The sequence below is a fragment of the Pleomorphomonas sp. NRK KF1 genome, assembly GCF_023721755.1.
GTDB lineage: Bacteria > Pseudomonadota > Alphaproteobacteria > Rhizobiales > Pleomorphomonadaceae > Pleomorphomonas.
Genome location: NZ_JAMDLH010000009.1, coordinates 1 through 19,816 on the forward strand (window position 1 = coordinate 1; position 19,816 = coordinate 19,816).

Below are 19,816 nucleotides of genomic sequence, written 5' to 3' on the forward strand. Positions count from 1 at the left end.
GAACACGACGATGGCGGGAACGCCGACCTGACGGGCGAGCAGGATGTGCTCGCGGGTCTGCGGCATCGGGCCGTCGGCGGCCGAAACCACCAGGATCGCGCCGTCCATCTGGGCGGCGCCGGTGATCATGTTCTTCACGTAGTCGGCGTGGCCTGGGCAGTCGACGTGCGCGTAGTGACGGTTCTCCGTCTCGTACTCGACGTGCGCCGTGTTGATCGTGATGCCGCGCGCCTTCTCTTCCGGAGCCGCGTCGATCTGGTCATAGGCCTTGAACGTCGCGCCACCGGTCTCGGCGAGCACCTTGGTGATCGCCGCAGTCAGCGACGTCTTGCCGTGGTCAACGTGACCGATCGTGCCGATGTTGCAGTGCGGCTTCGTCCGCGAAAACTTTTCCTTGGCCATCGCTTCGTCTCTCTCGAAAGGTTTGATGGGGCCTTTTCGTGCGCTGCCCCCGAACCGGGGCGGCCGGTCGGCGGGTCGAATAGTGCCTTTTAACGCAAGGTTCAAGCCCTGATTAGCGCCGCTCTCCCCGCAAAGAGCAATCGGCGCCAAGGCTGAGCCATATGGACCGCTTTCCTTGAAATTTCAAGCTCGCCACAGGGCTAAAGTCTTGCTCGCCGCACGCCCGCCGCTCGCTCACCGACGCGGCGGCGAAAACCGATCCTTGAAAGGGCTCGCCGGCTCCGGGAAATCGAGGCCGCGGGCGGCATCTCCCATGCGCGCCGTGCCGAATGCCGGAGGAACGCGCGCGTGCCGTTGCTTGAACATGTTCAGCATTCGCAAGGGGAAATAACCGGTTCTTAATGGGCATGGCGTTTAGGTGGGCAAGAAGAGAGCCGGTGCGCAGGGCGGACAAGCACGCCAACCGGGATTTCGGACGCCTCGATGAACCAGCAGTTCTCTCTATTCCTGTCCCGCGTCGTCGCTTCCCTGTTGGCAATGGTTCTCGCCCTGTCCGCAATGGGGGCGTTCCTGGTGTGGGTCGCCCGCTCGGTCGACAACGAGGACATCCGGCGACAGGGCGAAATCGCCGGCTATGCCCTGCGGGAAATTCGCACCAACCTCGCGCACAACCAGGAAAGCTCCACCTTCTGGGACGAAGCGGTCGAGAGAACCGCCACGAGCGGCAACGAGGAGTGGATCGACGGCAATCTCGGCACGTGGATGCATTCGTTCTTCGGCTTCGACGAAGCCTATGTCCTCGACGGGCAGGAGCGTCCGATCTATGCCTTTGCCGAGGAGCAGGTGAAGCCGGCCGCCTTCTTCGAGTTGCGCCGCGACCTTTTGAAGCCATACCTGCAAGCGTTGCGGTCGAAGCTCGCCGCCGCCGAGACCCCACCCGAGGGAAGCCAGGAACAGTCCATCGGCGTCACCGACTATGTCTACATCGCCGGTCGTCCGGCGGTCGTCAGCGTCAAGCCGATCCTCTCCGACTCGGGAGAGCTGGAACAGCCCCTTTCGTCAATTCGGGTTCACGTCGCCGTGCAGTATCTGGATGGCTCCATCATCGACAGGGTTGGGCAGGCGCACGTCCTTGAGGATCTGAAGTTCGTTCCGTCGGATCAGCAAGATCCCCGCCATGTGTCGATATCCCTGTCCAGCGACGGCGGAGACGTCGTCGTCGCGTTCCAGTGGCTGCCCTTCCGGCCAGGCCAGCGTCTTCTCGCCTCGCTCTCGCCGGTACTGGCCCTGGTGGGATCGGTGTTGCTGGTCGGCACGCTGATCATCTCGTCGGCGTCCTACCGGCGCAAGCTGGACCGGCTCAGGAACGACGCCCATATCCGCTACCTTGCCTCCCACGATCCTCTCACCGGCCTGCTCAATCGCTCGGCCTACGAACGGGCGGCGGACGAAATGATCGAGCAGTTCTCCAACCGCCAGCAGCCCGATCCCCTCGCCTTCCTGTTCATGGATCTCGACCGGTTCAAGCAGGTCAACGACATCCTGGGGCATCAGGTCGGCGACGCCGTGCTGGTGGAATTTGCCCGGCGAACGTCCGAGATCCTGCCGGCCAATGCACCGATCTACCGCGTCGGTGGCGACGAGTTCGCCGCCCTGATCCCCAACAGGACCCGGCGCGAGATCGAGCAGCTCTGCGGCCGGCTCGTCGAAAGTCTGGCCGAACCGATGGACATCGACGGCCGGCGCGCCTTCGTCGGCGTTTCCATCGGCGTGTCGATGGCGCCCTACGACGGAACCGACCGGGCGGAGCTGAACCGCAAGGCCGACGTCGCCCTCTACCACGCCAAGACGGCCGGGCGCCGGCGCTTCTCGATCTTCGGCACGCAGATGGACGATGCCATCCAGAACCGAGCGGCCCTGGAGACAGAGCTTCGCGAGGCGCTTCGGACCAAGGCGCCCCTGTCCGTCGTCTACCAGCCGAAATTTGCCGGCCATGGCGGCCACATGCTGGGCGTGGAAGCGCTCGTCCGCTGGCAACATCCGGACCGCGGGGCGATTTCACCCGCGCAGTTCATTCCGATCGCCGAGGAAGCGGGCCTCATCGCCGACCTGGGCCTGTGGGTGCTGGAGACCGCCTGCCGGGACGCGATCGCCTGGCCCGTCGAGCATCTGGCCGTCAACGTGTCGCCCGTCCAGTTACGCGCCGCCGGCTTCGCCGAGACCGTGCTGGGCACCCTGGAGAAGATCGGATTCCCGCCCGACCGGCTCGAACTGGAGATCACGGAAACGGATTTTGCCGGCACCGAGGAAGTCGGCATGCTGAACATCAGGACGCTGAACGCGGCCGGCATCGCCATCGCCATCGACGACTTCGGTACGGGATCGTCGACCTTCGAGCGGCTGAGGAACATCGACTTCGATCGCATCAAGATCGACCGGAGCTTCGTGACGAGCATCACCGAATCCGAGGGCGATGCGGAAATCGTCAAGGCCATGATCTCCATGGCGCACGCCAAGGGCCTCAAGACGACGGCGGAGGGCGTCGAGACGGCCGAACAGCGGGAGATCCTGCGCGCCTTCGGCTGCGACGAGCTTCAGGGCTACCTCCTCGGAAAGCCTATGCCGCCGCAGCAACTGTCGGCGATCCTGAGCGGCGCCGAGACCATCACCCCCTAGAGGCGCCCCTTCCCCTACCCGCGCCGCGCGCCCGGACGACCGGCGCTCACCGAAATCTCCTCCGAACGTGATCGCACGGGCCATTTACTCCCGGCCTAGGTAATATACTTATTCGGTTGCAACGGACTGGCAGTTCGGCAGCGATGCACCGCCCCGGGCCCGGAGCGTTCGTCGACCAGATCGAGACATTTGGTCACCAGGCGAAGGTTCACGGTTGACCTGGCAGAGCAGCCGCCAATCCACGAGGGCTTTCCGGAGAATGACAATGCAGATCGGAATGATGGGACTGGGCCGGATGGGCTACAACATGGCGCGGCGGTTGATGGCCAGCGGCCACGAGGTGGTCGCCTACGACCTCAACCGCGACAGCGTCGCCGCCCTCGAAAAGGAAGGCGCCGTCGCCGCCGCCTCGGTCGACGATCTGGTGGCGAAGCTGAAGCCGCCGCGCGCCGTCTGGCTCATGCTGCCCGCCGCCGTCACCGAGAGCGCCGTGCGCGACCTGTCGACTCGGCTTTCGCCCGACGACACGATCATCGACGGCGGCAACTCCAACTATCGCAAGGCCGTCGATCTGGCCGGCGAACTCGCCACCGCCCGGATCCACTTCCTCGACGTCGGCACGTCGGGCGGCGTCTGGGGCGCCGAGCGCGGCTACTGCCTGATGATTGGTGGCGACACCGACGCTGTGGCCCGGCTGGACCCGATCTTCGCTTCGCTCGCCCCCGGCGGCGATCCGTCGTTCGGCACGGCCGAGCGCGGCTATCTCCACTGCGGCCCTGCCGGCGCCGGCCACTTCGTCAAGATGATCCACAACGGCATCGAATACGGCATGATGGCGGCCTATGCCGAGGGGCTGAACGTGCTGAAATCGGCCAATGCCGGCGCCGTGGCGCGCAAGGCCGACGCCGAGACCAGCCCGCTCGAGGAGCCGCAATACTACCGCTACGACTTCGACGTGGCCGCCATCACCGAGGTGTGGCGACACGCCAGCGTCATCAGTTCGTGGTTGCTCGACCTGACGGCGTCGGCGCTGGCAGCCGACCCGAACCTGACGTCCTACCAGGGGCACGTCTCCGACTCCGGCGAGGGGCGCTGGACGCTGAGGGCTGCCATCGACACCAGCGTACCGGTTCCGGTGCTGTCGTCGGCGCTCTACAGCCGCTTCGCCTCGCGCGGCAACGACGAGTTTGCCAACAAGGTGCTGTCGGCCATGCGCCAGGCCTTCGGCGGCCACATCGAAAAATCTGGGGAGGGCCACTGACATGCCGAGAGCCATCAAGGAAACCCGTAACGGCCGGTCGGACGCGCTGGTCATCTTCGGTGCCACCGGCGACCTCGCCCGCAAGATGATCTACCCCTCGCTCTACCAGATGGTGCGGCGCGGCAATCTCAATGAGCCGATCGTCGGCGTCGCCCGCGACGGGTGGAGTGTCGAAAAGCTGCTGGAGCGGGCGCGGGAAAGCATCGCCGCCAGTTGCGGCGACATCGACGAGGCGACCTTCGCCAAGTTCGCCGGCCTCATGCGCTTCGTCCCGGGCGACTACCAGGATCCCTCGACCTTCACCCGCCTCGGCGAGGCGCTGTCGGACCGTCGACGCGTGCTCTACTACCTCGCCATTCCCCCGTCGATGTTCGTCTCGGTGACCGCCGGCCTCAAGCAGGCCAATCTCTCGGCCGGCGCGCGGCTGATGGTGGAGAAGCCGTTCGGCCGCGACCTTGCCTCGGCGCAGGAGCTCAACCGTGTCCTGCACACGGTCTTCAGGGAAGACGAGATCTTCCGCATCGACCACTATCTCGGCAAGGAAGCGATCCAGAACCTTCTCTATTTCCGCTTCGCCAACTCGTTCCTGGAACCGCTGTGGAATCGCAACTACATCGACAGCGTCCAGATCACCATGGCCGAGAACTTCGGCGTCGAGGGGCGTGGCCGCTTCTATGAGGAGGTGGGGGCGCTGCGCGACGTGGTGCAGAACCACCTCATCAACATCCTGCTGCTGCTCGCCACGGAGCCGCCGGTCAACGCGCTGTCGGACGACCTGATCGACGAGAAGGTGCAGGTGCTGAAAGCCATCCGCCCGCTGGAAGAGCGCGACGTGGTCAGGGGGCAGTTCGAAGGCTATCGCGACGAGCCGGGCGTCGCTCCCAACTCGCGCGTCGAGACCTTCGTGGCGGTGCGCCTCTTCGTCGACACCTGGCGCTGGCAGGGCGTGCCCTTCTACATCCGCGCCGGCAAGAACCTGCCGGTGCGCGCCACCGAGGTGGTGGTCCGCTTCAAGCGCCCGCCGCTGGAAGTGTTCGACCCGATCCGGCCGGGCGAAGCCAACTCCATGCGCTTCCGTCTGGGGCCGGAGGTGTCGATCGGCATCGGCGCCCGCCGCAAGGCCAACGGTGGCGACATGGTCGGCGAGGCGGTGGAGCTCACCGCCGTCAGCGACGGCATGGACAACGTGCTGCCCTACGAGCGGCTGATCGGCGACGCGATGAACGGCCGCCGCCAGCTGTTCACCCGCGAGGACATGGCCGAACTCGCCTGGCAGATCGTCGAGCCGGTGCTGGAAGCGAGCACCGCCCCGTCGCTCTACAAGCCCGGCACCTGGGGCCCGAGGGAGGCCATGGCTGGCTTCGAGCCCGTCGGCGGATGGGTCGATCCCAAGAGCTGATCAAGGCGCATCGTCCGGTCCGTTGAACAGCCGGAGAGAGAGAACCAACGACTGCGGCAGCGGGGTCCACAGCCCCGACCGCAGGCCGGCCGTCCGCAAGGCGGCGGCCGTCCAGGTGTTGCAGCCGATCAGAACATTGAAGAAGCCCCTGGCCTCGAAGAAGCGGTCATAGCGCCCGTAGCCGGCGTCCGGGATCGCTACCGTACCAGTCTCCAGGGCGAAACTGCCGGCAACGAAAGCGATCAGCCGCGCAAGGCTTTCCGGGGCTACATCGAATGCCGCAACGCCGGGCTGGGCTGCAAGAGCGCTTCCCGCGACATCGACATGCAGCACCGACCTGTCGACGGTCAGGGCGCGCAACACCGGCAGCGGCTTCAAGTCGGCCCAGGTCGGCGTTTCCAGATAGAAGGCACGGCCGCCCCAACCGACGATCAGCCATCGCGCCTCCGGGTGCCCGACGGGAATGCCCGCCGGGGCGAGAAACGGGAAAGCCGAGCGCGTCGCGTCGTCGAGCGGAATGGCGATGTCGGAATGGATCGGCCCGGAGAGCACGAGAATGCGTCGAAGGTCGTCGGAACCGGACGATGCCTTCACCGGTGCAAGAAACGGCCGCGGAATGACGGCGCCACAGACCAGCAAGAGCAAAAGCAGCAGCACGCCGCTCAAGGCAAAACGTACGGATCTCATGGCGTCTCGTCTTGTGCCTTCCGATATCGAAGCCAAACCTCAAGCCGAAAGGCCAAGGCGCCCAGGGCGTACGAGGCGGCTCTGTCAGGCGAGTTCCACCCGATTGCGGCCATTGGCCTTGGCGCGGTAGAGCGCGGCGTCGATGCGCCTGAAGAAGTCGCCGGCGTCTTCGCCTTGGGCGGCCTCGCCCACGCCGATGCTGACCGACAACCCATCCACGGACAGCCCGGCCTCGGCGACGGCGCCGCGGATATCGTTGGCAAGCGCCGACGCCAGACCCAGCGCCGTGCCCGGCAGCAGGAGCGCGAACTCCTCGCCACCCCAGCGCGCGACGCAGTCGGACTGGCGGGACCGGAGCCGAAGGGTATCGGCCACGCGGCGCAGCACGTCGTCACCGGCGTCATGGCCATGCCGATCGTTGAGCTGCTTGAAGTGGTCGATGTCGATCACCATCAGCGAGTAGGGACTGCTGGCGGCGGCTTGGCGCTTTTCCGCCTCCTTCAAGGCGATCTCGAAATGGCGCCGGTTGCGGAGACCGGTCAGCGGATCGGTCAGGGCGGCATCCTCCAGGCGGGCCTCCAGCAGCTTGCGGTCGGTGATGTCCAGGAGCACGCCGTTGAACACGACGTCGCCGTTGGGCTGGCGGCGCGTGCTTGCCCGACCGAGCAGCCATCTGCCCTCGTCGGCGCCCTTGATCGGGAACTCGCGCTCCCAGGCCTGGAGCCGACCGGCGGATCGCCTGAGGCTGCGCAGCAGATCGACCCAGCCGGACCGCGTCAGCAGCGGCGAAAGCACGGCGGCCGACGTCGGATCGTCACCATCGGCAAGACCGAGGAAGCTCTTGGCGGCGCCGTTGAAATAGGTGATCTCGAAGTGTTTCCCCGGCTTCATCACGGCCTGAAAGACGGCGCCGGGTATGGCGTTCATGAGGTCGGCGACCTCGTCCTCGCGCTCTCTCTCCCGCGTCAGATCGGTGAAGCTGATGACTGCCCCCTTCACCTGATCACCGACGCGGATCGGGCTCGCGACGAGTCGGACGGGAAAGGGCGTGCCGTCTTCCCGCCGCATCATGCATTCCAGCCCCTGCACGGCCGTTCCCGTCGCCACGGCCTCGAGAACGCGATGCGCCTCGCCGTCCAGAGGCCGGTCGGCCTCGCCGAGAAAGCGATGAATGCCGAGCTTGATGACTTCGCTTTCGTGAAGGAAGCCGAAGGCCCTGACCGCCTCGGGATTGACGAAGGTGAACATCCCCCCGCCATCGATGCCGCAGACGCCGATGTTGACGCTTTCGAGCAGCAGACGATTGAACTGCTCGGCCTCGATCACCTGGGTGATGTCCTGAATGACGCAGAGCAGCAGCTTCCGGTCGATCAGATCGACGGGGCCGGCATAGACCTGCACGTCGCGCACCGTTCCGTCGGCCAGCCTGTGGCGGAAGCGCTGCGGATAATGCCCGCCCGACCAGGAGGAGATCTCGCGCATCACCGGCAGCACCGACCGGCCGAGCGTGTTGATGTCATAGACGTGAAGTTCCCGGAACTCTTCCCGGCTGTAGCCGTAGAACTCCAGCGCCTTCCTGTTGGCATCGACGATGGCGCCGTCGCTCGCGGGGTCGATCAGAACGATGGGCGCCGAGTTGGTTCCGAACAGCGTGTCGAAGAGGATGCAGCGGGTATCGTTCATCGTCGGGCAGCGCAACAGCATCCGAGTGCATTCGGATGTGGCGCAGGCGGAGGCCGGATCCCGTGTTTCCGCCCGAGAGAAATGCCGCTCGTCCATCGCCGAACCTCGTGATCACAGGCCGCCGTCGCACAGCCCTGATACCTCTCCCTGGACATTAAGCTAACCGAGAAACTCTTAAATTTCCATATGTTGGATATCACTTCGCCGTTTGGCGACGGCCGCGCCGGCATCGCCGCCTCGGCCCCGGAAACACGCCGCTTCCCCGGCGTCGGAGGCCCCCAGACGCCGCTCCTGGCGGCGCATGCCGGACCTGTCCCGGCGCTCGGGCGACCTGCGCCTATTCCAAACCGCGCCGTTCACCTTTCGAACACGGCTTCGCGACCAGCGATCAAATCGACCGCCCGCAAGTGTCATCCAAGGGCCATTTGAGCGTGAACGGAAGCCACCTAAATGACGGTCATCGGGCAGCGATAAAGACCTCCCCGCTGCCAGACACGAAACAAGACATATACGGAAACTGGAGTTTTGAAATGAAGACCTCCCTGATTGCCTCGCTCGCCTTCGCCGCCGTCCTGGTTCCCTCCCTCGCCAGCGCCGGCTCGCTTTCCTTCGACCCGGCGGCCGGCACCAACGATCCCAACTTCGTTGCGGCCCCCGCCAACGTCAACAGCGCCAACGCGCTTGCCGCCAAGGCCGACGCGGCCCGCTATGCCGAAGCCGCGCAGGCTGCGAAGTCCGGCGCCGTCATCGGCACCCATGGCTCGGCCACCGGCGCCCGCGTGGTGACCACGTTCGATCCGGCCGCCCGCGACAACGACCCGCAGTTCAGCAGCACCGTCGTGATCGACAACCCGGCCAACGCCGAGGCTGCCAAGGCCGATGCCGCCCGTTATCCGAAGCCCGTCTTCTACCGCAACGCCAGCGAAGAATGGGAACACAACCTCCGCGGCTGATCTCGATCTAGGAGATCGCCCGGTTGAGGGAGGGGCCGGCCGTCGACTCCAGCGGCCGGCCAGCCCCCGATCCACTTCGAGTAGCACTGGAGTCACAGCAAATCGGTCGTCCGCGAGGGCGGCCGATTTCGCGTTTCGGGGCGGCGCTTTCGGATACCATCGTCCGGATACGACAAAGCGCCCGAACCGGTCAGGTGTCGAGCGCTGGACGTCATCGTGATCGATGGCGGCGACAGGGCCGCCGTGCCATCAGAAGCCGAGGGTGCGATTGCGGCGGATGAGGTTGCGCTCGCGGGCCTCGAGATCGTAGCGGTCGCCGGCTTCGTAGATGTAGGCCAGTTCCATCTCTTCGGTGGTCGGAACGCGGAGGGCTTTGGCGGCACGCTTCAGGGTGGCGAACAATTCGTTTTTCCTTTCCTGACCGGAGGTTTCCGGCCTCTTTCTCTCATTTCTTTCGACGCCCAAAACATAGCTCCAAAAGTCTCTGCGACCTAATCGCAAGTTCTGAAAGCCACGTTCAGATTCTCTGTCGGTCGGCCGTGGGGCGATGACTGTCGCTCGCCGGTCAGGCAAGAACCTTGGTATGGGCAATTTTACTTAGAAAGCCATTGCCAATGTTGAGCTTTCCGTGCAGATGATGAGGTGTCGACAAGAGCCCCGGGGAAGGCCGATCATGAAGCGATATCTATTTGGTGCCGTTGTTTTCTCGATGGTTGCCGTTCAGGCATCCCTTGCGTCCGCCGGCGGATGCGGAGACATGAAGCCGCCATCGCCCGAAACGAACATTCCAACCGGCGTCCGGTTCACCAACGACACCAACTCCATGGTTCGCATCTATTGGTCGGACTTCGACGGCCAGCTGAAGGACTACGGCCTGGTTCAGCCGCAAGAGACGGTCGGCTTCCAGACCTATGTGCATCATCGCTGGTATGCGGAACTCTACATGTCGGACGAGGCCCTCTGCGCCGGGCCGATTTCCGCTCCCGACACGGAAACCTGCGACATGCGTCTCATGTTCGATGGAGAACGGGGGATGATCGACATGGATGGGGGCTACTGCGATTACTGACGGAGGGTAAGGCGGCTCCATCGGCTTCCGGCTCGCAATGCCTCGCGTACGACAAAGCGCCCGAACCGGCCAGGTTTCGAGCGCTCGATGTCGGTTTGCGTGCCGGCGTGGCCGGTCGATCCTCAGAGACCGAGGGTCCGGTTGAGGTTGCGGCGGCTGAGGTTCCGCTCGCGAGCCTCGAGGTCGTAACGGTCACCGGCCTCGTTCAGGTAGGCCAGATCGCGCTCGGCCTGGGTGGGAACGCGGAGGGCCTTGGCGGTACGCTTGAGGGTGGCGAACATCTCGGTTTTCCTTCTCTCAGACCGGAGGTTTCCGGCCTCTTTTCTCTCATCTCTTTGACGCCCTCAATATAGGCGAGGAAAGGCTTGCAACCTAATCGCAACTTCTGAAGGACGGCTTCAGATTCTCTTTGGCGAAGCGCTGTCGTCGGGGCCGGTCGGCCTGGCCGCGTCGGGCCACCGGCCGAACGCCCCGAGGCCGAGTGCCCCGAGAATGTCGGCCGGCACCTCCCGCCGCGGCTCCGGCGGCACCACGCGCTCCGGTTTGCCCGCCAGGAGCCGCCGGTAGCGCCATAGCGCGCCGCGCATCTTGGCCAGTTCATCGAGCGCCAGCGCGCGGAGCTGGGGCGGCGATGGCGGGAAGGAGAGGTTCGGCTTGTCGCCAAGGGGAGCCACGTCGCCCTTGATCCAGCGCTTGGCCGCCACCTCGACCGCCCAGGCCGGCACGTCTTCGAGGGCGATGTCGTAGGCTTCCGAGCGGGCATCGATGACCGCGTCGCTCATGTTGCCGGCGGGGAACGCGGCGAGGAGCTTGGCGACGTGCCTCAGCGCACTGAACGCGTCGGGCTTGGCCTCGGCATAAGGGGCAACTTCATCCACCAACTGCGACAAGATCGATCGTTCGTCCGGCGTGAGAGCCCGGCTCAGGGTCGGGGTTCGGCTCGCTGCCTCCGTGGGCTGCAAGGTGCGCTCCAGCTCGGCGAGCGAAGGCGGCAAGGAGAGCGTCGTGGGGCGATGCTGGAGAAGGTTGGCAAGGGCTGCGGGAAGTGCGGGAGGATTGGGCACGGTTCGGCTCCGGTGCGGGTTTCAGACGATTGTCGCGGGCCTGGTAGACGGCTTCGGTGAAGTAGCTCCAGGAACGGATGCTCGACGGTCCGGCCCGACTGCAGCGGGCCCGGATGGTCGGGAGAATGTCGGCGCGAAGGTCGCAGCCGTTGCGGATCCAGTTCATCGGCTCGGAGAGGACGAGGAGCCCCGGCGCCGAGGCGGGCTTGGCAAGCGCCCCTCCCCCGGCTTCCGCCAGTTCATCGCCCAGCGTATCGCCATCCGGCTTCGAAATCGGTCGCGGTTCGGGCTCCGGCCCTGACCGACGTTCGGAAACCGGGTCGCGTGCCTCGTCCGGTGTAGTCTGGGGGGATATAGGGGGGTGTTTGGGGGTGTGGGGGAAAGAGGGGGGATGGGGGGAGCCCTGAGACCGTCCGGTGACCGTCGCGTGACCGTCACGCTGCCTGTCACGCTGCCGGCGCTTGCGCTCGGTCGCCCTGGCGCGACGTTCCGTCTCGACGGCATTGCCCTCCTCCACCGCCCGGACGGCGATGACGATGGCATCGATGGGCGCGCCGGCGGCGGCCATCTGTTCGATCAGGCCGGCAATGCTCATCGATCGCCCCCGCTTGCCCGCATCCGCATGCCCACCTCCCGTTCCAAGAAGGAAACTGTCCATTGCAAGGCGTGGTGCGCTTGCGATGTGGCTGATTCATACGGGAGAAGGGGTTGTCATACTCAAGCGAGGACCGACGCCACTTGTGAACCGCACCGGCAAGACGTATTTATATGCGCATCGGGAGAGCACTCGGTGGAAACCAACAGCAGGGACATCATCAAGCGTCTGGAGACGGACGGCTTCGACTTGGTGAAAGTCACCGGTTCCCACCACAAGTTCAGGAAAGGCGACAAGATCGTCACCGTTCCTCATCCCAAGAAGGATCTACCTGTCGGCACGGTCCGGAACATCTACAAGCAAGCCGGATGGCTGTAGGAGGCCTCTCATGCGCCACTATATCGGCGTTGTGCATAAGGACGCGGACAGCGCCTTCGGTATTCACTTCCCCGACGTTCCCGGCTGCTTCTCGGCGGCCGATGAGATGGACGACCTCTTGAGCAATGCCAGCGAAGCGCTATCGTTGCATCTTGAGGGGGAGCCCCTGCCCGAGGCCCGTCCGTTGGACGTCATTCGCGAGGACGAAGAGGTCAAAGAGGATCTGGCGGCAGGCGCCTTTCTGCTGGCCGTTCCGCTGATCAGCCTGACCGGGCGAACGACAAAGGCCAACATCACCATGGACGCCGGCTTGCTGGCCGCCATCGACCAGATCGCCAAGGCGCGCGGACTGACGCGGTCAGCCTTTATCGCCGATCTCGCGCGCCGCGAAATCGAAGGAAAGCGCGCCTCGGCGGCGTGACGGGCAGACAGCTCCCGCTTACTTCGACGCCGTCTCAATGAAGTCGGCCGTCTTGTCGATCAGTTCGTCGACCGTGACGTGGTCCTGGAAGGAGTTGAAGGAGTGATCCATCGGCCGGGTCCAGAGCTCCCCCGGCCCCTGATGATAATAGAGGAAGACCTGGGCGGACTCCGGCTGGGGGAAGACGATGGCGTCGTTGAGGCCTGCGGTCACCAGCAACGGGCCGTGATAGGCAACGCTCTCCGCCACCGGATCGATCTGCGTCAAACTCCTGAAGAAGGGCTCCTTGAGGCTGACGGTCGAGCCCCAGGGCAGCTTGGCTTCCAGCGGAACATCCCCTGTCGCCAACCCCTTGCTCACGGCATCCGTGCCCATCAGGAAAGCCATGGCGTTTGCCGGGTTGTTGGCGGGCTGCCAAAGCGAGACGGAGGCGATCGGCGTCTTGCTGCGTCCGGCAACGACGGCGCTGACCGTGCCGCCTAGGCTCCACCCGACAAGCGAGATCTTCCTCGGGTCGATGTCGGTGCGCGCGCCAAGAAAATCCACGGCGGCCATGGCGTCGGCGACCTGCCCCTGAAGCGTCGTATCGGCGTAATCGCCCTCGCTGTCACCGCTGCCCAGGAAGTCGATTCGCAGGCTGGCGATCCCCCGGTCGGCAAACATGCGAGCGGTGCGCCGGAAGATGCCCTCGTTGTCGGCCGAGGGGATGGCGAGTTCGTCGCGGCTGCCGGTGAATCCATGCAGCAGAAGGGCCACCGGCGGCGTCTCGACGTCGTCGGGAATGTTCAGCGTTCCGACAATCTTCCTTCCGTCGACCTGGAGCGTGACGGTCTGCTCGGCGGCGAGCGCGCTGGGGACTGAAAGAACGCAAGCCAAAGCCAAGGCAGTAACGGTTGCAAACGCAGTCTTGCTCATGAGCGGCTCCTCGTGGCGACCTTGCCGGATGAATCCGTCGCGTTCACCGACGCCCGGCAAGGGCTTATGAAATACTAAAATGCAATGAATTAAGCGCTTTGCAGCGGAGATGCTTGTCATTTTCACCGAGCCTAGCTCAGACCATTTCCGTTGGCGATAGCCAAATTGCGGGCAGGCGTGGTCAACGCCCGAACGCACCCTCGCGCCCTTCCCTGCGCTCCGGGATTGCCCCCGAGGCGGCACGGGTCGTCCCCCCGCATCGCCCTTCGGGGAGCCTTACGCTCATCCCTTGCTCTTGATGGCCTTCATGAGTTCGCCGAAATGCGGGCGAAATTCCTTGAGGAGCGGATCGTCCCGGCGGGCGAGCAGCGCCTCGCCGAACAGCTTGAGGCCAACGAAGAACAGAAGATCGTCGTCGCCGGATTTGCCAATGCGGTCGGCGAGCGCGATCAGATCGTCGTGACTGTCGAACTCGAAAACAAGCGGTCGCCCTGAAGCCTCGGGAGTGGCGTCGACGGTGACGCGGAAGCGATGTTTGGCCAAGATCTTCCCTTTCGGCAATCGGCGCTCACCCTTCCGGCGAGCGGCGTTGTTCGGGGAACAACTGTAAATCCGGCGCAGAGCCAAACAAGCCCGCCTAACGCCATTGTGATGGCCGTCGGGTGTAGCGCGCAAGAACAAATGGCACTTTTAGCTTATTGGGCTTTCTGGATATTTTCCAAAGCGTTGGTAGCTTTTGTTTGTGATTTCGCGCAAGAACAAATGGCATTGCCGTTTGCGTCTGAAAAAGACTCTAATTCACTGAATAATATAGACTATAATTATCGCCATTTGATCTTGCGCGCGCTGCCATTTGATTTTGCGCGCTACAGTACGCAACTGGCGATCTAAAATGCTCGAATCGGGCTGTATGAAAGCGCCCTCGCACGGAACGTCGCACGAAATGAGCTAAGTGCTGGAGCGGGTGAAGGGAATCGAACCCTCGTATTCAGCTTGGAAGGCTGCTGCTCTACCATTGAGCTACACCCGCTTCGAGGACCGGATGTTTAGGGAGGTGCGGCCGCCTTGTCAACGTCAGGGACGCAGGGCGGCGGCGATGGCCGAGATCATGGCGTGAACCACGACGGAATCGGCGCGGCGGCCGGTGTGGTTGAGGCGGATGAGACGGTCGGCCCCGGCGCCGACGCCGAAGGAGAACTCGGGATCGGCGGCCTTGAGGCTTTCGAGAAGGGCGGTGGCATCGACGCCGGGGGGCGGCGCGAAGGCGGTGATAAGGTGGGAGGCCTCCTCCGGCACGGCCCACGCCACAAGGCCCAGGGCCTTGAGGCCGTCGCGCGCGGCGAGCGCCGCCTCGGCGTGGCGATGGACGATCTGCGCGATACCCTCGGCCTCGACGCGATCGAGCGCGGCTTCCAGCGCCCAGAGTTCCAGCGGCGACGGCGTGCCCGGCAGCGCGCCGCGCCCGGCGTCCAGCCACAGGCGCTTCTGGTCGACCAGCGACAGGGTGGACGTCACCGGCGCGTCCGGCCGGTCGATTTCGGCCCAGGCCCGTTTGGAGACGGCGACCGCGGAGATGCCGGCTGGCCCGCCGAGCGCCTTCTGCGGTCCAGTGACGACGATGTCCGCCCCCAGCTTGTCGGCGGCGAAGACATGCCCGCCCAGCGAGGCGACGGCGTCGACGACGCTGATGATGCCGCGTTCGCGGGCGAGCCGAAGGATGGCCTCCAGCGGATTGCGGATGCCGCTCGCCGATTCCGCGTGAACCACCGCCAGCAGCTTGGCGTCTGGGTGGGCATCGAGCGCCGCCGCCACCGCCCGCGCGCTGACCGGCCGCGCCGCCTCGGCGCGAATCTCGACGACGCTGGCGCCAGCCCGGCGCAGCCAACGGCCGAACCAGACACCGTAGGGGCTGGTGACGACGTTGACCGCCTTGAAACCCGGACGACCGAGGCTGGCAGCCACCGCCTCGAGCGCCACCACCGCCTCGGCCTGCACCAGCAGCACGTCGCCCGACGTGCCCATCAGCCGGGCGAGGCGATCGGCTAGGCCGGCCACGCGCTCTGCCGGGAACGGCGGCGGATCGAGAAGGCTGGCGGAATCGAAGTCGCTCATGATCGCGGGTTCCGGTTCAGGCGCGGCACCGCGCCGATCAGGTCGATGAGAACGTCGGAAGACGGCGCGGCGATGACGCGGGCCGCCGGCCCCTCCTCGACGATGCGGCCCGCCGCCATCACCGCGATGCGGTGCGAGACGGCGCGCACCACCGCGAGGTCGTGCGAAACGAAGAGATAGCCGACACCGGTCTCCCGCTGCAGGCCGACCAACAGCTCCAGTATACGGCCGCGCACCGAAACGTCGAGCGCCGATACCGCCTCGTCGAGAATGACGAGGCGCGGCCGGACGGAAATGGCGCGAGCGATGGCCACCCGCTGGCGCTGGCCGCCGGAAATCTCGCGGATCGACCGCCCCAGAAGGTCGGATGGCAGGCCGACGCGCTCGACCAGGCGCGCCACCTCCTTCGGCCGCTCGGCCCTGGGCACCACGGCGTGAATGCGCAGGGCATCGGCGATGACGCCGCCGACCGTGGCGCGCGGGTTGAAGGCGGCGAGCGGGTCCTGGAACACCATCTGCATCTGTCGGCGGGCGGCCCGCAGGCGGGCGCCATCCAGCGCCAGCCAGTCTTCGCCCATGAAAGCGATGGAGCCAGCCTCCGGCGCCATGAGACGGGTCAGCACGCGCGCCAGCGTCGACTTGCCGCAGCCGGAGCCGCCGACGAGCCCCAGCGTTTCGCCGGGCGCGATGGTCAGCGACACACCGTCGAGCGCCAGAACGTGGCGGCCGCCGCTCGTGAAGCTACGGCGAAGGTCGCGGGCGACGAGGAGCTGTTCGGTCACGACGCCTCCCCGATCAACGGTGGCGTTGCGAGGTCGATGTGGGCGGCGACCAGCGCCGCCGTCTCGGCCGCCTTGGGCATGCCGACCACCTCGGAGGTCGGGCCGAGTTCGACGAGGCGACCTCCGGCCATCATGGCGACGCGGTCGGCGATGCCGGAGGCCAGCGCCAGATCGTGGGTGACGAAGACCAGCGTCATGCCGTCGGCCCGCACCAGCTCGACCAGCAGCTCGACGATGGCCGCCTGCACCAGCACGTCCAGCGCCGAGGTCACCTCGTCGGCGATGAGGAGGCGCGGCCGGGCGGCGATGGCGGCGGCGATGGCCACTCGCTGGCGCTGTCCGCCGGACAGTTGGTGCGGATAGGCGCGGGCGATGCGCTCCGGCTCGGGCAGGTGAACTCGGGCGAGAAGGCGGACGGCTTCGGCATCGGCGGCGCGGCGGTCGAGGCCGAGATGGCGGCGGGCGCCCTCCCCCGCCTGTTCGCCGATGGCGAGCACCGGATTGAGGCTGGAGCCGGGATCCTGGAACACGTAGCCGATGTCGCGGCCGGCGCGCGGGGCGCCGTCGAGGCCGGGCCAGGCGAGATGGCCCGCGACGCTCGTCCGCTCCGGCAGCAGGCCGGCGATGGCGCGGGCCAATGTCGACTTGCCCGAGCCGCTTTCGCCGATGATCGCCAGGATCTCGCCTGCCTCGATGTCGAGCGACACGCCCGTGAGCGCCGGCTGCGGGGCGCGGCGATAGGTGACGGCGAGATCGGCGATGCTGGCGAGCACGGTCATGGCCGCCCTCCCCGCCCGAGCGCTTCGCCGGCCGCCTCGCTGACGAGGTAGACGCCGAGCACGGCGGCGACGAGGCCGATGCCGGGGATCACCGACAGGAAGGGCGCGGCGCGCAGCACGTTGCGCCCCTCCGAGATCATCGAGCCCCAGGTGACGACGTTGGGGTCGCCGAGACCGAGGAAGGACAGCGCCGCTTCGGTGAGGATGGCGGCGGCGACGATGACGGCGGCGAGCGCCAGCACCGGCGGCAGGGCGTTGGGCAGGATCTCCTTGAAGGCGATTTCCAGCGGATGCATGCCGATGACGCGGGCAGCCGCCACATAGTCCCGTTCGCGGATCGACAGCACCTCGGCGCGCACGAGGCGGGCCGGCTGTGCCCAGGCGCTGAGCGCGATGGCGAGGATGACCGTGCCGAGCGAGCCGCCGGCCACCGACACGAAGGCCAGCGCCAACAGGAAGCCGGGCACGATCTGGAAGGCATCGACGACGCGCATCAAGGCCTCGTCGACGAGCCTGCCGGCGAAACCGGCGACGGTGCCGACGATGGAGCCGATCAGCACGGCGGCGGCGGCGGCGGCGAGGCCGACGATCAGCGAGGTGCGGGCACCGTGCAGCAGGCCGGCCAGCACGTCGCGGCCGAGGCGATCCGTGCCGAAGGGCAACGCCGGATCGGTAAAGGGCGGCAACAGCGCCGGGCCGGCGATGCGCAGGGGATCGCCGGGCGACAGCCACGGGGCGAGCAGCGCCGTGGCGGCGATGACGCCGAGCAGGGCCATGCCGAGGGCGCCGGTGGGGCTGGAAACGAGGCGGCGGAAGAAACTCATCCCCTGGCCTCCGAGGCGCCGATGCGCGGGTCGAGCACGGCGTAGACGAGATCCACTGCAAGGTTGACCAGGATCACCAGCACCGCCGACGTCAGGATGATGCCGATGAGGAGCGGCGCGTCGCGTCCTGCCACCGCCTCCTGGGCGAGGCGCCCGAAGCCGGGAATGGCGAACACGCTCTCGATCACCACCGATCCCCCCAGCATGCCGGCCGATTGCAGGCCGAGCACGGTGACGAGCGGCAGCAGCGCCGCGCGCGCCACGTGCCGCCAGACGATGCGGTGGCGCGTCAGCCCTTTGGCGCGGGCCGCCAGCACGAAGTCCTGCCGCCAGATCTCGGCCATGGCCGAGCGCATCACCCTGAGGAACAGAGCTAGATAGATGAAGCCGAGGGCCGCCACCGGCAGCGCCAGATGGCGGGCGATGTCGACGGCGCGGGCAAGGCCGTGCTTGCCGGAGGCGATGGTCTCGATGCCGGCGATGGGCAGCCACCTCAGCGACACCGAGAAGGCCAGCACCAGCACGAGCCCCAGCCAGAAGCCGGGAATGGCGTAGAGCGTCAGCGCGCCGATGGAGAGCGCCCGGTCGCGGAAGGAACCGGGGCGGCTGCCGGCGACGACGCCGAGCAGCGAACCGAGCCCGAAGGACAGCGCCGTGGCCGAGCCCATCAGCATCAGCGTCGTCGGCAGCCGTTCGGCGATGAGCGCCAAGACCGGCCGCTCGAAGGCGACGGACCAGCCAAGATCGAGCCGGCCGAGGGCCGTGATGTAGAGAATGAGGCGCGAGAGAAGCGACTGATCGAGGCCGTATTGGGCGCGCAGGCCGGCGGCCAGGGCCGCGTCGCCGCCACCGGCGGAGAGCAGGTAGGCGTCGACCGCGTCGCCCGGCGCCGCCTCAAGCATCAGAAATGTGGCGACCACGACGATCAGCAGCACGGGAATGGCGCTGATGGCCCGCCGCCTGACAAGGGTCAAGGCGCGACGCAAACTTCAAGTCTCCCGGCTCGATCCGGCCCGGATATCTGGAACATCATCCTTGAAGAGCATCGGGCCGTATCAAGGCAAGGTAAAATATTCTCCCGCTCGGCCTTGGCAGGCGTCTGCCGTTGCGTCACCTCGCAAAAACGGACATCGTCCACTGCCAACGGAAGGAGACGATCCGACATGACGTGCGACTATACCGTGACCGTCGAGACACCTGGCGTCGAGGATTACTGCCGCCTGCGCCGGGTCGCCGGCCTGACGCCGAGAAGCGAGAAAGCGGCGGCGGCCGGCCTGCCGAACACGGTGGTGGCGGTGCTCGTCCGGCATGATGCCGAGGTCGTGGGCATGGGGCGCGTGATGGGCGACGGACTCTGCTACCAGGTCGTCGACATCGCCGTGGAACCGGCCCACCAGGGGCGCGGCCTCGGCAAGGCGATCATGTCGACCCTGATGAAGGAACTGCGGCAACTCGCCCCGGCAGAAGCCTATGTCAGCCTGATCGCCGACGGAGACGCCAAGCACCTCTACGCCCAATACGGCTTCGAGCCGACGGCACCCGCGTCCATCGGCATGGCGCAGTGGATTGGGAAATAAGTACGTCTGGATTGATGGTGCCGGCGGAGAGGATCGAACTCCCGACCTTCGGTTTACAAAACCGCTGCACTACCGCTGTGCTACGCCGGCGCGGAGTTTCGAATAGCCGAAGGCACGGTCAGGTGCAACCCTGGACGCATCTTCATCAGCCGCCTCAGAGCTCGACTCGAAACTCGCTGGGGCGAGGCAGATGGCGATGGTTTCGAGAACCGGAGCGCAGCGGACTTAAAGGTCCGTGA

Annotated in this window: 22 protein-coding genes and 2 tRNA genes; 9 read left to right on the forward strand and 15 right to left on the reverse strand. The window is 66.2% G+C overall.

What is annotated here, in order from left to right; all coding sequences use genetic code 11:
* Positions 1-402: GTP-binding protein (locus tag M4J39_RS19490; RefSeq protein WP_251730160.1), on the reverse strand; the 402-nt coding region annotated here is incomplete at its 3' end.
* 483 nt (positions 403-885) lie between these two features.
* On the opposite strand from M4J39_RS19490, the gene M4J39_RS19495 reads away from it, so the two are divergent.
* The 3 genes from M4J39_RS19495 to zwf all read left to right on the forward strand — a co-directional run bounded on the left by M4J39_RS19495 (position 886) and on the right by zwf (position 5,738).
* Positions 886-3,078: a bifunctional diguanylate cyclase/phosphodiesterase gene (locus M4J39_RS19495; RefSeq protein ID WP_251730161.1), complete on the forward strand. Its 2,193-nt coding sequence runs from the start codon at positions 886-888 to the stop codon at positions 3,076-3,078.
* Positions 3,079-3,292: 214 nt separating this feature from the next.
* Positions 3,293-4,339: a phosphogluconate dehydrogenase (NAD(+)-dependent, decarboxylating) gene (gene gnd, locus M4J39_RS19500; RefSeq protein WP_256469825.1), complete on the forward strand. Its 1,047-nt coding sequence runs from the start codon at positions 3,293-3,295 to the stop codon at positions 4,337-4,339.
* Between the two features lies 1 nt (position 4,340).
* Entirely contained in the window at positions 4,341-5,738 is a 1,398-nt protein-coding gene (gene zwf, locus M4J39_RS19505) for a glucose-6-phosphate dehydrogenase (protein ID WP_251730163.1), read from the forward strand.
* On the opposite strand, the gene M4J39_RS19510 is transcribed toward zwf, so the two are convergent.
* Both M4J39_RS19510 and M4J39_RS19515 read right to left on the reverse strand, forming a co-directional pair.
* Positions 5,739-6,425, reverse strand: coding sequence for a TIGR02117 family protein (locus tag M4J39_RS19510; protein ID WP_251730164.1), 687 nt, complete (start codon positions 6,423-6,425; stop codon positions 5,739-5,741).
* 84 nt (positions 6,426-6,509) lie between these two features.
* On the reverse strand, positions 6,510-8,129 hold the full coding sequence (locus M4J39_RS19515; protein WP_251730165.1) for a diguanylate cyclase: 1,620 nt from the start codon (positions 8,127-8,129) through the stop codon (positions 6,510-6,512).
* 509 nt (positions 8,130-8,638) lie between these two features.
* On the opposite strand from M4J39_RS19515, the gene M4J39_RS19520 reads away from it, so the two are divergent.
* The gene (locus M4J39_RS19520; protein WP_251730166.1) at positions 8,639-9,061 is read left to right on the forward strand and encodes a hypothetical protein; all 423 of its coding nucleotides are present in this window, start codon (positions 8,639-8,641) and stop codon (positions 9,059-9,061) included.
* A gap of 249 nt (positions 9,062-9,310) precedes the next feature.
* On the opposite strand, the gene M4J39_RS19525 is transcribed toward M4J39_RS19520, so the two are convergent.
* Positions 9,311-9,463, reverse strand: a complete 153-nt coding sequence (locus M4J39_RS19525; RefSeq protein WP_251730167.1) for a DUF3563 domain-containing protein — start codon at positions 9,461-9,463, stop codon at positions 9,311-9,313.
* A 355-nt stretch (positions 9,464-9,818) separates the two neighbouring features.
* On the opposite strand from M4J39_RS19525, the gene M4J39_RS19530 reads away from it, so the two are divergent.
* Positions 9,819-10,130: a hypothetical protein gene (locus tag M4J39_RS19530; protein ID WP_251730168.1), complete on the forward strand. Its 312-nt coding sequence runs from the start codon at positions 9,819-9,821 to the stop codon at positions 10,128-10,130.
* Between the two features lie 122 nt (positions 10,131-10,252).
* On the opposite strand, the gene M4J39_RS19535 is transcribed toward M4J39_RS19530, so the two are convergent.
* Together M4J39_RS19535 and M4J39_RS19540 are read right to left on the reverse strand one after the other, a co-directional pair.
* On the reverse strand, positions 10,253-10,411 hold the full coding sequence (locus tag M4J39_RS19535) for a DUF3563 domain-containing protein (protein ID WP_251730169.1): 159 nt from the start codon (positions 10,409-10,411) through the stop codon (positions 10,253-10,255).
* A 117-nt stretch (positions 10,412-10,528) separates the two neighbouring features.
* Complete coding sequence (locus M4J39_RS19540) at positions 10,529-11,194, reverse strand: hypothetical protein (RefSeq protein ID WP_251730170.1); 666 nt, start codon at positions 11,192-11,194, stop codon at positions 10,529-10,531.
* 790 nt (positions 11,195-11,984) lie between these two features.
* Here M4J39_RS19540 and M4J39_RS19545 point away from each other — a divergent pair.
* Together M4J39_RS19545 and M4J39_RS19550 are read left to right on the forward strand one after the other, a co-directional pair.
* A complete protein-coding gene (locus tag M4J39_RS19545; protein ID WP_251730336.1) occupies positions 11,985-12,167 on the forward strand; it encodes a type II toxin-antitoxin system HicA family toxin in 183 nt (60 codons plus the stop codon).
* 10 nt (positions 12,168-12,177) lie between these two features.
* Positions 12,178-12,588 (forward strand): type II toxin-antitoxin system HicB family antitoxin, encoded by a 411-nt coding sequence (locus M4J39_RS19550; RefSeq protein WP_251730171.1) that lies wholly within the window; start codon positions 12,178-12,180, stop codon positions 12,586-12,588.
* Between the two features lie 18 nt (positions 12,589-12,606).
* Here the strand turns inward: M4J39_RS19550 and M4J39_RS19555 are convergent, their stop codons facing one another.
* Positions 12,607-13,503: a S9 family peptidase gene (locus M4J39_RS19555; RefSeq protein ID WP_251730172.1), complete on the reverse strand. Its 897-nt coding sequence runs from the start codon at positions 13,501-13,503 to the stop codon at positions 12,607-12,609.
* A 282-nt stretch (positions 13,504-13,785) separates the two neighbouring features.
* Positions 13,786-14,046 carry a DUF3861 family protein gene (locus tag M4J39_RS19560; RefSeq protein WP_251730173.1) on the reverse strand — a complete coding sequence of 87 codons (261 nt, stop codon included), beginning with the start codon at positions 14,044-14,046 and terminating at the stop codon, positions 13,786-13,788.
* On the opposite strand from M4J39_RS19560, the gene M4J39_RS19565 reads away from it, so the two are divergent.
* Positions 14,035-14,394 (forward strand): hypothetical protein, encoded by a 360-nt coding sequence (locus tag M4J39_RS19565; protein WP_251730174.1) that lies wholly within the window; start codon positions 14,035-14,037, stop codon positions 14,392-14,394. The genes M4J39_RS19560 and M4J39_RS19565 overlap by 12 nt on opposite strands.
* Positions 14,395-14,459: 65 nt before the next feature.
* Here M4J39_RS19565 and M4J39_RS19570 read toward each other — a convergent pair.
* The 6 genes from M4J39_RS19570 to M4J39_RS19595 all read right to left on the reverse strand — a co-directional run bounded on the left by M4J39_RS19570 (position 14,460) and on the right by M4J39_RS19595 (position 18,986).
* Positions 14,460-14,533: transfer RNA gene (locus M4J39_RS19570), tRNA-Gly, on the reverse strand.
* A gap of 44 nt (positions 14,534-14,577) precedes the next feature.
* On the reverse strand, positions 14,578-15,615 hold the full coding sequence (locus M4J39_RS19575; RefSeq protein ID WP_251730175.1) for an alanine--glyoxylate aminotransferase family protein: 1,038 nt from the start codon (positions 15,613-15,615) through the stop codon (positions 14,578-14,580).
* On the reverse strand, positions 15,612-16,397 hold the full coding sequence (locus M4J39_RS19580) for an ATP-binding cassette domain-containing protein (RefSeq protein ID WP_251730176.1): 786 nt from the start codon (positions 16,395-16,397) through the stop codon (positions 15,612-15,614). Before M4J39_RS19580 ends, M4J39_RS19575 begins: the two co-directional genes overlap by 4 nt.
* Positions 16,394-17,176, reverse strand: coding sequence for an ABC transporter ATP-binding protein (locus M4J39_RS19585; RefSeq protein ID WP_251730177.1), 783 nt, complete (start codon positions 17,174-17,176; stop codon positions 16,394-16,396). The genes M4J39_RS19580 and M4J39_RS19585 overlap by 4 nt, the downstream gene beginning before the upstream one ends.
* Positions 17,173-18,000, reverse strand: coding sequence for an ABC transporter permease (locus M4J39_RS19590; RefSeq protein WP_251730178.1), 828 nt, complete (start codon positions 17,998-18,000; stop codon positions 17,173-17,175). The genes M4J39_RS19585 and M4J39_RS19590 overlap by 4 nt, the downstream gene beginning before the upstream one ends.
* Positions 17,997-18,986 (reverse strand): ABC transporter permease, encoded by a 990-nt coding sequence (locus M4J39_RS19595; RefSeq protein ID WP_251730179.1) that lies wholly within the window; start codon positions 18,984-18,986, stop codon positions 17,997-17,999. Before M4J39_RS19595 ends, M4J39_RS19590 begins: the two co-directional genes overlap by 4 nt.
* A gap of 177 nt (positions 18,987-19,163) precedes the next feature.
* On the opposite strand from M4J39_RS19595, the gene M4J39_RS19600 reads away from it, so the two are divergent.
* Entirely contained in the window at positions 19,164-19,577 is a 414-nt protein-coding gene (locus M4J39_RS19600; RefSeq protein ID WP_251730180.1) for a GNAT family N-acetyltransferase, read from the forward strand.
* A gap of 15 nt (positions 19,578-19,592) precedes the next feature.
* Here M4J39_RS19600 and M4J39_RS19605 read toward each other — a convergent pair.
* Positions 19,593-19,667 (reverse strand) — tRNA-Thr (locus tag M4J39_RS19605).
* Positions 19,668-19,816 lie beyond the last annotated feature (149 nt).

Coding starts and splice junctions, on each gene's coding strand:
- M4J39_RS19530 (WP_251730168.1), top strand. CDS start 9,819: ATGAAGCCGCCATCGCCCGAAACGAACATTCCAACCGGCGTCCGGTTC.
- M4J39_RS19515 (WP_251730165.1), bottom strand. CDS start 8,129: ATGCTGTTGCGCTGCCCGACGATGAACGATACCCGCTGCATCCTCTTC.
- M4J39_RS19495 (WP_251730161.1), top strand. CDS start 886: ATGAACCAGCAGTTCTCTCTATTCCTGTCCCGCGTCGTCGCTTCCCTG.
- M4J39_RS19555 (WP_251730172.1), bottom strand. CDS start 13,503: ATGAGCAAGACTGCGTTTGCAACCGTTACTGCCTTGGCTTTGGCTTGC.
- M4J39_RS19510 (WP_251730164.1), bottom strand. CDS start 6,425: ATGAGATCCGTACGTTTTGCCTTGAGCGGCGTGCTGCTGCTTTTGCTC.
- M4J39_RS19575 (WP_251730175.1), bottom strand. CDS start 15,615: ATGAGCGACTTCGATTCCGCCAGCCTTCTCGATCCGCCGCCGTTCCCG.
- M4J39_RS19550 (WP_251730171.1), top strand. CDS start 12,178: ATGCGCCACTATATCGGCGTTGTGCATAAGGACGCGGACAGCGCCTTC.
- M4J39_RS19590 (WP_251730178.1), bottom strand. CDS start 18,000: ATGAGTTTCTTCCGCCGCCTCGTTTCCAGCCCCACCGGCGCCCTCGGC.
- M4J39_RS19565 (WP_251730174.1), top strand. CDS start 14,035: ATGTTTGGCCAAGATCTTCCCTTTCGGCAATCGGCGCTCACCCTTCCG.
- M4J39_RS19600 (WP_251730180.1), top strand. CDS start 19,164: ATGACGTGCGACTATACCGTGACCGTCGAGACACCTGGCGTCGAGGAT.
- zwf (WP_251730163.1), top strand. CDS start 4,341: ATGCCGAGAGCCATCAAGGAAACCCGTAACGGCCGGTCGGACGCGCTG.
- M4J39_RS19520 (WP_251730166.1), top strand. CDS start 8,639: ATGAAGACCTCCCTGATTGCCTCGCTCGCCTTCGCCGCCGTCCTGGTT.
- M4J39_RS19535 (WP_251730169.1), bottom strand. CDS start 10,411: ATGTTCGCCACCCTCAAGCGTACCGCCAAGGCCCTCCGCGTTCCCACC.
- M4J39_RS19585 (WP_251730177.1), bottom strand. CDS start 17,176: ATGACCGTGCTCGCCAGCATCGCCGATCTCGCCGTCACCTATCGCCGC.